The organism is Enterobacter quasiroggenkampii, from assembly GCF_043972695.1.
Classification (GTDB): Bacteria; Pseudomonadota; Gammaproteobacteria; order Enterobacterales; family Enterobacteriaceae; genus Enterobacter; species Enterobacter quasiroggenkampii.
On the sequence record NZ_CP143745.1, the window covers coordinates 4,370,197 to 4,383,168 of the forward strand.

At 57.7% G+C, this 12,972-nt stretch carries 6 protein-coding genes and 3 tRNA genes; 4 read left to right on the top strand and 5 right to left on the bottom strand.

What is annotated here, in order from left to right; all coding sequences use genetic code 11:
• Positions 1-75: 75 nt before the first annotated feature.
• Positions 76-1,173, bottom strand: coding sequence for a murein transglycosylase A (gene mltA, locus V1572_RS20815; protein ID WP_021241890.1), 1,098 nt, complete (start codon positions 1,171-1,173; stop codon positions 76-78).
• Positions 1,174-1,381: 208 nt separating this feature from the next.
• Between mltA and V1572_RS20820 the strand changes: the two genes are divergently transcribed.
• The 3 genes from V1572_RS20820 (at position 1,382) to V1572_RS20830 (ending at position 1,700) form a co-directional block, all read left to right on the top strand.
• Positions 1,382-1,458: transfer RNA gene (locus tag V1572_RS20820), tRNA-Met, on the top strand.
• A gap of 44 nt (positions 1,459-1,502) precedes the next feature.
• Positions 1,503-1,579, top strand: a tRNA-Met gene (locus tag V1572_RS20825).
• Positions 1,580-1,623: 44 nt separating this feature from the next.
• Positions 1,624-1,700, top strand: a tRNA-Met gene (locus tag V1572_RS20830).
• Positions 1,701-1,787: 87 nt separating this feature from the next.
• On the opposite strand, the gene amiC is transcribed toward V1572_RS20830, so the two are convergent.
• Positions 1,788-3,041 carry an N-acetylmuramoyl-L-alanine amidase AmiC gene (gene amiC, locus V1572_RS20835; protein WP_021242006.1) on the bottom strand — a complete coding sequence of 418 codons (1,254 nt, stop codon included), beginning with the start codon at positions 3,039-3,041 and terminating at the stop codon, positions 1,788-1,790.
• Positions 3,042-3,268: 227 nt separating this feature from the next.
• Here amiC and argA point away from each other — a divergent pair, with 227 nt between their 5' ends.
• Complete coding sequence (gene argA / locus V1572_RS20840; RefSeq protein ID WP_023294467.1) at positions 3,269-4,600, top strand: amino-acid N-acetyltransferase; 1,332 nt, start codon at positions 3,269-3,271, stop codon at positions 4,598-4,600.
• 34 nt (positions 4,601-4,634) lie between these two features.
• Here the strand turns inward: argA and recD are convergent, their stop codons facing one another.
• The 3 genes from recD to ptrA are packed head-to-tail and all read right to left on the bottom strand — an operon-like array spanning position 4,635 to position 12,873.
• Positions 4,635-6,455, bottom strand: coding sequence for an exodeoxyribonuclease V subunit alpha (gene recD / locus V1572_RS20845; RefSeq protein WP_395299554.1), 1,821 nt, complete (start codon positions 6,453-6,455; stop codon positions 4,635-4,637).
• The gene (gene recB / locus V1572_RS20850) at positions 6,452-9,994 is read right to left on the bottom strand and encodes an exodeoxyribonuclease V subunit beta (protein WP_252077773.1); all 3,543 of its coding nucleotides are present in this window, start codon (positions 9,992-9,994) and stop codon (positions 6,452-6,454) included. The genes recD and recB overlap by 4 nt, the downstream gene beginning before the upstream one ends.
• Positions 9,991-12,873, bottom strand: coding sequence for a pitrilysin (gene ptrA / locus V1572_RS20855; protein WP_395299555.1), 2,883 nt, complete (start codon positions 12,871-12,873; stop codon positions 9,991-9,993). Before ptrA ends, recB begins: the two co-directional genes overlap by 4 nt.
• Positions 12,874-12,972: the final 99 nt, after the last annotated feature.

Genomic DNA, 12,972 nt, shown 5'->3' on the forward strand with positions numbered 1-12,972 from the left:
AACACCTCAGATGTAAAAAGGGTGAGGTTCTCCTCACCCTGAACAGTAATCCGTATTGCGCTCAGAATACCACAATCAGCCGCTGAATACGTTTCCGGCACCCGGTGCGGCCTTCAGTACCCACACGCGTCCGTAGTGGTTATACCAGCCTGCACGGTGGCCTGCATCCGGGCCAATGCCCTGATAGATATCGAAGTGCTGACCTTTGATCGCGCCGCCGACGTCCAGCGCCACCATCAGACGCAGCTCATACTGGCCGTTGAACTTGCCGTTGTTGTCCAGCAGCGGGACCTCTGCCAGCAGCGTGGTGCCCGCAGGAATAATCGAACGATCCGATGCCACCGACGCACGGCCAATCAGCGGTACCGCGCTCGCCCCTTTCACCGGCGCGAAGTTTTGCGGTTTAAAGAAGACGAACGACGGGTTCTGCTCCAGCAGCTCACGCACCTCGGCCTCGCTGTGCTTTTCGCCCCACTCGCGGATCGCCTGCATCGACATGTCTTCTTTCTTCACTTCGCCTCGGTCGATCAGCACCTTGCCAATACTGCGATAGGCGTGGCCGTTTTTACCGGAATAGCTGAAGAAGTTAAGCGGTGAACCGTCGCCAAAATCAATATAGCCGCTGCCCTGAACGTCCATGATGAAGTTGTCCATCAGGGAGTTGCTGTAAGCAAGAACGTAGTTTTCGCTCAGCGCACCGGCGTAGATCTCGGCGCGCGACGGCAGACGGCCGCGTTTTGGCGGCATACGGTAGATAGGGTACTGGAACTCGCCCTGACGCGTGTGTCGTGCCTGAATAACCGGGGTGTAATAGCCGGTGAACTGGACGTTGCCGTAGTTATCGGCCCCTTCCATCTGCCAGGCGTCGATACCAAACTGGCGCATGTTGCGCGTATCGCCGCCCGCGCGCAGCCAGTCCTGCACCGCGCTATAAACGTTATTCTGTGCGCTATATAAACGCGGTGACGCGTTGCGGATCTGGTAGACCTGCTCGGAGAAATCTCCGGCATTGATCGGTGCGCCGACCGCATCAGGCTGATTAACTAAAGAGAAAGGCTGGGATAACTTCCCGTCTTTATACTGTTGACCGCGATCGGTCGGTTTGGAAGAACAGGCCGCAAGAATCGCTACCATTGCGCCCGCCATCAGATACTTCGCCCAACGTCCTTTCATTCTGTCTCGTCTTTAAGTTGCCCATTTCCGCGTGATGAAGATAACAAACCGCCAGGGCTAATGAAATGCGATCGCGTGCCCTTTGGCAAATTTTGCGCAAAAAATAGTCCAAACAGCGCCATGTCGTTCAATTTGCATACAAAATCATGATAAATGTGAAAAAGGGGTTGCATCACAAACCTATCCGAGTATAGTGCGCATCCACGGACGCGGGGTGGAGCAGCCTGGTAGCTCGTCGGGCTCATAACCCGAAGGTCGTCGGTTCAAATCCGGCCCCCGCAACCAATTAAAATTTGATGAAGTATCTTCTACGACAGTAGATAGACGGACGCGGGGTGGAGCAGCCTGGTAGCTCGTCGGGCTCATAACCCGAAGGTCGTCGGTTCAAATCCGGCCCCCGCAACCAATTAAATTTGAAGAAGTAAGCTTCTACAAGAGTAGAAAGACGGACGCGGGGTGGAGCAGCCTGGTAGCTCGTCGGGCTCATAACCCGAAGGTCGTCGGTTCAAATCCGGCCCCCGCAACCAACACTTCTAAAATAATAAACACCCTTAAGGGTGTTTTTTTGTATCTGTCGTTTGTGAATTTGCCGGGCGTAAACCCGGCCAAAAGATCTACCCGCGCCGCGCCAGCGTCGCCCCGTCAGAGAAATACGCACGAATCCCTGCCAGAATCGACTCCGCCACTTCCTGCTGGAATTTTGCCGTCTTGAGCTTACGCTCCTCTTCCACGTTACTGATAAAGGCGGTTTCAACCAGGATGGACGGAATGTCCGGCGCCTTGAGTACCGCAAATCCGGCCTGTTCAACGCTGTTCTTATGCAGCTTATTGATGTTGCCCAGCTTGCCCAGCACCGCTTTACCAAACTTCAGGCTGTCGTTAATGGTCAACGACTGCACCATATCGAACATGGTGTGGTCAACGTAGCGATCGCCGCTTTTGCTCACGCCACCGATCAGGTCCGAGGCGTTCTGGGTGTCCGCCAGGTATCGCGCAGCGGTACTGGTCGCGCCTTTGGTTGAGAGCGCAAACACCGACGAGCCGCTTGGCTGACGGCTGGTAAACGCATCCGCATGGATCGAGACGAACAAATCTGCGCGCTGCTTCTGCGCTTTCGCCACCCGGACCTTCAGCGGAATAAAGACGTCTTCATTGCGCGTCATATAGGCGCGCATGTTGCCTTCTTTATCAATCAGCGCCTTCAGACGACGGGCAATTTGCAGGACCACGTCTTTTTCACGCGTGCGGTATTTCCCCACCGCACCGGAGTCTTCGCCGCCATGGCCTGGATCGAGCATGATCACAATCGGACGATCGCGCCCTGCTTTCCCCGGCTGCGGACCGCTTTGCGCCGGCGGAACCTGACGCTGCAGATCGCCCTTGTTGTAGTCCTCCAGCAGAGCGAGAAGCGGATCCTGAATATCCGTCGCATTGGCCGGGTAGAGATCCATCACCAGGCGCTCTTTGAACGTCGCGACAGGCGCCAGGGCAAACAGCTGCGGCTTCACGTTCTGCTTCAGTTCAAACACCATGCGCACGGTTTGCGGATCGAACTGCCCGACGCGCGCCGATTTAATAAACGGATCGTCGCCGCGGATCTGCGCCGCCATCCCTTTCAGCACGGAGTTGAGATTAACGCCTTCGAGATCCACCACCACACGTTCCGGGTTGCTGAGGGCAAATTGCTTATATTTCAGCACGCGATTGGATTCGACCGTCACGCGCGTATAGGTCGACGATGGCCAGACGCGCACCGCCACGACCTGACTGGTGGCGGCAAGACCGACCTGACTGACGCTAAGCAACCACATTGCCCCGGCCCCTTTTAACAAACGGCGGCGGCTTATTGCTGAATTGGATCCCGACATGCTTCTCCCGAGCAAGAACACTGACTGATATACAAAATGTCCAGATTGACCGAAAACTTTAACGAATGACGCATAAACTGTCATCTATAAAAGGGTAAACAATCATACGCTAACGCACGGATTACTTATCATTTTCTGTGGGTCGCGGAAAATTTGCGCTTGCACACGCGACCACAATCGAATAAAAATACATAAATTGCGAATAAACATTCATTAAGGGTTGTGCCATGGTGAAGGAACGTAGAACCGAACTGGTCCAGGGATTCCGCCATTCTGTTCCCTATATCAACGCCCATCGGGGAAAAACGTTTGTCATCATGCTTGGCGGCGAAGCCATTGAGCATGAAAATTTTTCCAGCATCGTCAATGACATTGGCCTGCTGCACAGCCTGGGGATCCGCCTGGTGGTGGTCTATGGCGCCCGCCCGCAGATCGACGCCAACCTGGCCGCTCACCACCACGAGCCGATTTACCACAAACATACCCGCGTCACGGATGCCAAAACCCTTGAGCTGGTGAAGCAGGCGGCAGGTCTGCTGCAGCTGGATATTACCGCTCGCCTGTCCATGAGCCTGAACAACACGCCGCTGCAGGGCGCGCATATCAACGTCGTGAGCGGCAACTTCATCATTGCCCAGCCGCTCGGCGTGGACGATGGCGTGGATTACTGCCACAGCGGCCGCATTCGTCGTATTGATGAAGAAGCCATACACCGCCAGCTGGACAGCGGAGCCATAGTCCTGATGGGCCCGGTCGCCGTTTCGGTGACCGGCGAAAGCTTTAACCTCACCTCAGAAGAGATCGCCACGCAGCTGGCGATCAAGCTGAAGGCGGAAAAAATGATTGGGTTCTGCTCCTCCCAGGGGGTCGTGAACGATGAAGGAACGATCGTGCCGGAACTCTTCCCGAATGAAGCCCAGGCCCGCGTGGAGGCGCTGGAAGCCGAAGGCGATTACTACTCCGGCACCGTCCGCTTCCTGCGTGGTGCCGTGAAGGCCTGCCGCAGCGGCGTGCGCCGTAGCCACCTGATCAGCTATCAGGAAGATGGCGCCCTGCTGCAGGAGTTGTTCTCCCGCGACGGTATTGGTACGCAGATTGTCATGGAGAGCGCGGAGCAGATACGCCGCGCCACCATCAACGATATCGGCGGTATTCTGGAACTGATCCGCCCGCTGGAACAGCAGGGTATTCTGGTGCGTCGTTCACGCGAGCAGCTGGAGATGGAGATCGACAAATTCACCATTATTCAGCGCGATAACCTGACCATCGCCTGCGCCGCGCTCTATCCGTTCCCGGAAGAGAAGATCGGTGAAATGGCCTGCGTGGCGGTGCATCCTGATTACCGCAGCTCTTCACGCGGTGAAATGCTGCTTGAGCGCGTGGCGGCACAGGCGCGCCAGATGGGGCTGAGCAAGCTGTTCGTCCTGACGACGCGCAGTATTCACTGGTTCCAGGAGCGCGGCTTCACGCCGGTGGATATTGATTCCCTGCCGGAAACGAAGAAAGAGATGTACAACTATCAGCGCCGTTCAAAAGTGCTGATGGCGGACCTGGGATGATACGACGCCCTCACCGTCCGGCGAGGGCGTTCGTTCAGAGGGACTCAAATATCGCGCCCAGCCCGCTTCGGCGTTCCGTGCGGGTGGCAATCGCCTGCACCAGCACGCGTTCATCGGTATACAGCGACAGGCGCTGACGCGCGCGCGTAATGGCGGTATAGATCAGCTCGCGGGTAATGACGGGGGAAAGCTGCGTGGGCAGGACCAGCGCCGCGTGGTTAAACTCGGAGCCCTGGGATTTATGCACCGTCATCGCCCAGGCGGTTTCATGCTCGGGCAAACGGCTGGGCTGGAAAGACTTCACGCTGCCGTCCGGCATCTGGAACCAGACGCGCAGGCCCTGGCCGCAGTCGAGCGCAATCCCGATATCCCCGTTAAACAACCCCAGCGCGCTGTCGTTACGGGAGATCATCACCGGTCGCCCTTCATACCAGCGCGAGTGCGGGGTACGGTTAATTTTGCGTTTTTGCGCCAGCAACTGTTCCAGCCTGTCGTTAAGACCCCGGACACCAAAGGGACCTTCCCTCAGTGCACAGAGCAGCTGATATTCACCAAATGCGGCAATGACCTGCTCCGGCGGACGCTGCTGTTGTACCCCCGTCAGAAAGTGCTGATACCCCTGCAGGGCATCATACAGCATCGCCTGATACGCCTCCCCGCTTTCCAGCGATTTTTTCTCAATATCCGTAAAGGTTCCGGCAAACACCGCGGAGGTGGCGTGCCTGTCTCCCCGGTTTACGGCCGCCGCAAGCTGGCCGATACCGGAATCGCTGCCGAAACGGTAGCTTTTCTGCAGCAGACACAGGCTGTCGCGCAGCGCGCCCGCAAGCGAGTGGCTTTCAGAGGTGAGCGTACATCCGGTGAGACGGGCGAGCTCCTGGGCGCGTTCAGCGGTATACCCCAGGCTGGCATAGTTGCAGATATCGCCCAGTACGGCCCCCGCCTCCACGGAGGCAAGCTGGTCACGATCGCCGAGAAAAATGACGCGCGCGTGCGGCGGTAGCGCATCAATCAAACGCGACATCATCGTCAGGTCAATCATCGACGCTTCATCCACCACCAGCACGTCAAGGTGCAGCGGATTACCGGCATGATAGCGCAGACGCTGGCTACCCGGCTGAGCGCCAAGCAAACGGTGTAGCGTGCTGGCTTCGTTGGGGAAAAGCGCAAGCTGCTCCCGGGTAAGCGGCAGCTTTTGCAGCGCGCCGCCTAACGACTCCGTCAGACGCGCCGCCGCTTTACCGGTGGGGGCCGCCAGGCGAATACGGCACTTTTGCTCGCCCGATAACTGAATCAGCGCGGCAAGCAGTTTTGCCACGGTGGTCGTTTTCCCGGTGCCCGGACCGCCAGAAATCACCGAGATCCGACGCGTTAAGGCCACTGCAGCCGCCACTTTTTGCCAGTCTGTCGCGTCGTCAGAGGTAAACAGCGCATCCAGCGTTTGCCGGAGCCGCGTTTCATCGCAGGGAAGCGGCGCGTTGGTCTCGCTGAAGAAGCGCGCCACCGTCAGTTCGTTACGCCACAGCCGGTTAAGATACAAACGCTCGCCGACCAGAATCATTGGCGTCCCGGTATCGGCTCCGCTCACGGCAGGCGAACGGCGTAATATCGCCTGCCAGTCCACGGCGTCACCCAGCAGCGCGAAACACGCCTGTAAAGCCGGAGGCATTTTCTCATCCACCGCCAGACGCGACAGCGGCAGACATACGTGCCCCTCCCCCGCGTCTTTGCTCAGAATGGCGGCGGCAAGCATGACGGCAGGCTCCTCGCCTGCCACCATCATGGCAAACTGCACGTCCAGGTGGCGCAGTAATCGTTGTTCAACCGCGTCCAGCAGTAGCGCCTGCATCGTCATGCCACCTCCTCCGTGCCTGCAGCAAACAGGTTATCCATTTTTTCAATCAGTTCCACAGCCGGACGCGTGCTAAAGACGCCGGAACGCGGGTCGTTGGCATCCACGCCGCGCAAGAACAGGTAAATCACGCCGCCAAAATGCGCGTCGTAACGGTAATCGGCAATACGATGGCGCAGGTAACGGTGCAGCGCCAGGGTATAAAGCTGGTACTGCAGATCGTAGCGATGCATTTGCATAGCCGACGCCATCGCCTGTTGGGTATAGGCTGTGCTGTCTTCGCCCAGCCAGTTCGATTTGTAATCCAGCAGGTAGTAGCGCCCGTCGTGGCGGAAAACGAGGTCGATAAAGCCTTTTAGCATCCCCTGCACCTGGCGGAAGTTCAGCGGCGGGCATCCGGCGGATAACGGATCGTACTCGCGGATCAACGCATCAAGCGCCTCGGCCCTGAGCGGGCTGGCGATGGGGAGGTAAAACTCCATCTCCACCTGCTTATCTTTGGCGGTCAACTGTCTAAGCGAGATCCCCTGCGCGGTGAGCGGAGCATGCAGAACCGCGCGGATCCAGTCGGTGAGAACCGGCTGCCATTGCGCGTCGTAACCACCGCTCTGTAACATCTTTAGCACCCACTCTTCGGAAACCGGCTGGGTAAAATCCAGTTCTTCAAACAGGCTGTGCAAAAACGTGCCCGGCGAGGCGCCGCGCGGGAACTGGTGCGGCGTCAGCACCGGCTCAACGGGTACGCTACCGGCGCCTGCGGCATCCACGTCCAGTTTTGGCATCAGATCCTGCGCAATACTCTGCCCGTGCTGTTGTAAGCCGGAGTAGCTGGTCACGCGCCAGTCGTCGGCAATCGTGCGTACCACCCGACGGGCATGGAGATCTGACTCGTGCGGCTCCGGCATGTGCCAGCGGCTGTTGTCGGGCAGCGAAGGAATATGCAGGGCAACATGCTCAGAACAAAGGGATTCGATGCACTGGCGCAGGCCCGCCGCGTCTTTGGGTTCACCCTGCTGAATAAGCCGCCCCAGCGCGCTCAGATGAAAATCGCTCTCCCCGCTCTTTTCGCCCCGACGCCGGAACAGCGGCGCAACGCCCAGGCTGCAGTGCCAGACCGAGCGGGTTAGCGCCACGTAGAGCAGGCGTAAATCTTCCGCCAGACGTTCGGCCTCTGCCAGCTCAACGCTGGACTCCGCGTTGCTGAGATCGAGCACCGCCTCAAAAGACTCGCGATCGTGGTAAAAAGCCTGATCCTGCACACGGTAATTGGCGATAAACGGCAGCCAGACCAGCGGATATTCCAGGCCTTTCGACTTGTGGATGGTGACGATCTGCACCAGATGTTTATCACTCTCGAGGCGCATCTGCTGGCTGGAGGAATTGCTGTTCGGATCGGCAATCTGCTGCGCCAGCCAGCGCACCAGGGCGTGCTCGCTCTCCAGCTGCGTACCCGCTTCCTGCAAGAGTTCGCTGATGTGTAAAATATCGGTCAAACGCCGCTCGCCACCTGCGGTAGCCAGCATATTCTCCGCAATGTGGCGCTGAGCCATGAGCTCGCGCACCATCGCCATCACGCCGCGCTTCTGCCATCTTTCCCGGTAGTGGACAAATTCCTCCACCACAGCATCCCACGCGGCTTCGTCATTGTTGAGGGTATCAATATCGCGCGCGTTCAGTCCGAGCATCGCGCTGGCTAATGCGCTGCGCAGCGTGCTTTCTCGCTCCGGGGCCAGCACGGCCTGCAGCAGCCATAACATCTCCTGCGCCTCAAGCGTTTCAAAGACGCTGTCACGGTTCGAGAGGTAGACGGAGGGGATATTCAGTAACGTCAGGGCGTCGCGGATGAATGCGGCCTCCTGACGGCTGCGCACCAGAACCGTAATATCCGATGCCTTTACCGGGGTGGGGTTATCCCCCTTCCACAGCAGCGCCTCGCCCCGCGCCCCGGCACTGAGCCAGTCACGGATTTGCGCGGCACAGTGCTGGGCCATGGCATTTTGATAGTCGGCAACGCCGCAGCCTTCCCCCTCCAGCAGCCAGAAGTTCATGGCAGGCTGCGTCACGCCGTTAAACTCGAAGCGCAACGAGGCATTTTTCGGGGCAAATTTTACCGGCTGAAACGGGATCTCCCGGAACATAAACGCCGTATCCATACGGCTAAACAGCGCGTTGACGCTTTCCACCATGCCGGGAGAGGAGCGCCAGTTAGTATCGAGCGTGTAATGCGCGTCAACCTCGCTGCGAGCTTTCATATAGGTGAAAATATCCGCGCCGCGGAAGGCGTAGATGGCCTGTTTCGGATCGCCGATTAACAGCAGCGCGGTGTCGGGCTGCTGGCGCCAGATACGGCGGAAAATGCGGTACTGCTGAGGGTCGGTGTCCTGAAATTCATCAATCATCGCGACCGGGAAGCGGGTGCGAATCGCGGCGGCAAGCGCTTCGCCATTCTCACTGCACAGCGCCGCATCCAGGCGGCTCAGCATATCGTCGAAACCCAGTTCACCCCGGCGGCGTTTCTCGCGCGCCACGGCTTCACGAATTTCGGTCATGGCGCGGGTGATCATCAGATCGTTGAGCGTGAGGGGCTCCGCCAGCAGGGTTTCGATCGCCACAAACAGGGGATGCTCAGGCACAATGCCGTCGGCTTTGGTCCGCTCAGCCAGGAAACGTTGGGAGAATTTCTCCAGCGCGTCCGGGAGCTGATAGCTCCGCGTCTCTTCCTGCGCCCAGGCGCTGATCTTATCGATCCATTTTCCCTGATTGCCGCGGTTGAACTTGCGACGGTCAATCCCGGAATTTTCGATAATGGCGTCAATCTCGCCGACTGACTCCATCCATTTTTGCTTGATATCCGCAATTTTCGCGATGATTTTTTCATGCCGCGAGGCCAGGGTTTCATCTGCCGGCGGTGGGGATTTGATGACCGGCGCTTCCCCCTGCAGATAACGATCGATCGCGCGCAGCAGCGCTTCCGGGCCTTTCCAGAGTGCATGTACCGCTTCGGCAATATCACGCTGTAAGGGGTAGCAGTGGCGACGCCAGAAATCCGCGCAGGCCTGATAGCGAAGCACGGACTCATCTTCAATGAGCTGCTGTTCGAACAGCATACCGGACTCGAACGCATTCAGGCTCAGCATGCGCTGGCAAAAACCGTGAATGGTAAAGACGGACGCTTCATCCATCTGCCGTTCAGCGAGCAGCAGCCACTGGGCGGCCTGTTGCTTATCGGCAATCTCTTCCAGAAGGCTGGCGTAGAGGGGGTTATCCGTGCTCTGACGCAGACAGGCAATGCGCAGCTCGTGGATATTGGTACGAATACGGCCCCGCAGCTCCGCGGTAGCGGCCTCGGTGAAGGTGACCACCAGCAGCTCTTCCACGCTCAAAGGACGTGGAAAAGCAGCGTTGCCGCCAAGACCTAACAGCAGGCGCAGATAGAGGGCGGCAATGGTGAAGGTTTTTCCCGTTCCCGCTGAGGCTTCAATCAATCGTTCACCCTGCAGAGGTAAACGTAAGGGATCAAGGGACTCAGCGGTATCGGTCATTCTTTCTTACTCCAGGGCATAGATTGCTGCAGCGCGCTGACGCTCTTCCAGACTTTCCAGCCTTTCGGGTTTACGTACTCCGTTTTCCCGTACTGGCTACCGGAAACCTGAGACAGGATGGTGATACCCTGCGGCTTAATGGCCGCCTGATGGAAGAAGTCGGCAACCTTCTGCGGCGTCAGCTGTTTTATCTCGGCCACTACTTTATCACGCGAATCAAATTTCAGATTACCGCGATCGAAATCTTTGCTCAGCTGCGAGGCTTCTTCACCCAGCGTCTGCGGCGGCTGCATCACCTGCGCGATAACGGCCTGCTGGATCTGGGCAAACTCTTCCGGCTTCATGGCGCGCAGTTTTGCTTCCACCTGCGGGAAGAAGGCCTGGTAACGCTGCCAGAGATACGCCGGTTGTTTATCGCTGCTTTGCAGCAGGAAACCCAGCCCCCACTGACGACCGACGTTCATGGAGAAGGCAAACACCGCGTAGCCAAGCTGCTCCTCTGTGCGTAACTGGTTATAGAACCAAGGCTGAATAATCTGTCCCAGCACGGCGCTCTGCGCTGAACTGGCGAATTCATCATAGCCCGTTGGCACAAAGACCGCGGCCAGCGCGGAATCCGTGCTGTTGCCCGCCTTTTCAAAAATCACATTCTGTTTTTTCTCAACCAGCACGTCCTGGTTGCGGCACCACTCGTCGCCTTTAGAGCCGAGCTGAGTGCGAACATTCTCCGCCAGGGTTTTGGCCTGCTCCTCACTCATGTTGCCGACGATCAGGAACTCCGGACGCGTGTTGCTTTTCAGCGCATCGCGGTACGCGAGCACGTCTTTTAAGGAGATGGAAGGCAGCAGCGCGCGGCGATCCTCACGCTGGAAATAAGGAACCTGTGACAGCATTTGCGCCGGCATAAGCGCCAGATCGTAAGCCTTGCCCTTCTCGGCAGAATCCATCATCTGGGCATACCAGGATTTAGCCTGCTCAAGCTGCTCTTCCGTCGGCGTGTAGCTGAAGTAGCCCTCCAGCAGGGCCTGGAACAGCTGAGGCAAGCGCTGGGTATAGCCGTTTGCATTAAGCATCAAACCGTTATTGGCGTTGGTGGAGAAGCTGATCCCGCCCACGGCGGCCTGGTTGCTGAGCTGATCGAGCGCGATACCGGCGAGATAGTCATTGAGCGCGAACATCACCTGATTTTTGGCGCTGTTCATGGCTTTCGGGTTACGCAGCACCACGCTGACATCGGCTTTAGGCTCACTGGCGAAATAGCGGCTTGGGGTATACACGACGCGCAGCGTTGGCTCATCAATGATGAGTTCCGGGTGCGGGTAATCTTTCGTTGTTTTGATCAGCGAGAAGTCATCCGGAATATAGGGGTTCAGCTCCGGCAGCTTCAACGCAATCTCCCCGGCCTTTTTCTGCCAGTCGGCGAAGGTCTGAGCGCTGATTTTATCCACCTGATAAGGGGCATCGACAAAATACGCCGTCTTGTTATGCGGTTCGTTCGGACTGATGTACCAGATGCGGGCATTCTCCGGCGTCATCATCGCCAGGCGAGCTTTTACCGCCCCGGCATCGTACCGGTCGGCAATATTCACCGCGTCGAGAGTATGTTCCACCGGCACGCGGATCATGGTATCCGCCAGCCACTCCACATAGTCCATGTCGCGGGTGATGGACGGGTAGCGGAAATCAAGATCCAGCACGTGCGCGAGTTCATCAAAATAGCGCTTATCGACGCCTTTTTCGCGCAGTAAAGCGAGGTAGCTAAAGATAGCAGCCACGACTTCATCGCGGTTGGCCTGTCCTTTGTCGGTCAGGGTCGCGGAGATCGCCAGCACGCCGCTATTGCCGTTCACAACCGGATCGGAGTCGGCGCGAATGCCTTCCGCCAGCCCCTGCTTTTGCAGCCAGTCAGACAGCGTACCCGGGCTACGGTTACCAATCAGGTAGGTGACCAGCTCATCGGTTTTACTGCGAAACTGCGCCGTATTGTTATCAATGCGGAATTCCACGCGCAGCACTTTACGCGGCATAGCAGGAACGTAGTGGATCACGATACCTTTTTGCGCATCCGTGACCACCGGAACGGTGATTTGCGGCAGGTCGATATTTTTATTCGGCACCCGGCCAAAGGTTTTGGCCGCCATGGCTGCCAGCTCTGGCAACGGTTTATTGCTGTAGATGACCGCCTTCATCAGGTTGGCGGAGTAGTATTTATCGCGAAACGCGTGCAGGGCATCCAGCACCGGGCTGTTCGGTTTGTCGCTCAAGGTTTCCAGGTTACCGCCGGAGAAGCGCGAGCCCGGGTGCGCAGGGTTGATGGTTTCGGCACTGACCTGCGCCATGCGCATACCGTCTCGGGTGCGGGCCATGGTCAACTCGGCATTCACCGCGTTGCGTTCACGCTCGGCGTATTTTTTATCCAGCAACGGCGCGGCGATGGAATCAGCGAGGCGATCGACCGCCCCTTCCAGCGCATCATTTTCAACTTCGAGATAAAAGGCGGTGCGGTACGGTGCCGTACTGGCATTGTGGCTGCCGCCATGCATCTTCAGAAATTCGGACAGGCTATCTGGCTGCGGGTATTTTTTTGACCCCATCAGCGTCATATGTTCCAGATAGTGCGCAAGACCAGGATGAGCGTCAGGATCTTCCAGCGACCCAACCGGCACCACTAATGCCGACAGGGATTTCACCGCCTGCGGGTCGGAAACCAGCAGCACGGTCATCCCGTTATCAAGGCGAATAGCCTGATATTGACGGGTATCTTTTTCGCTCTTACGGATAGTTTCCTGAACGGGTTGCCAACCGGAGTCTGCGTGAGTGACGGGCGCCCAAAGGGCAATAAACAAAACAAACGCTTTAAACAAGGTGCTGCCTGGCATTACGACCTCTTTATCACGGCTACATCATTAACAAACTGCGTGCTGGACACGCCAACATCTCTTTCTTTGGGTACATCAGTCCGTGATAAGAAATGCATC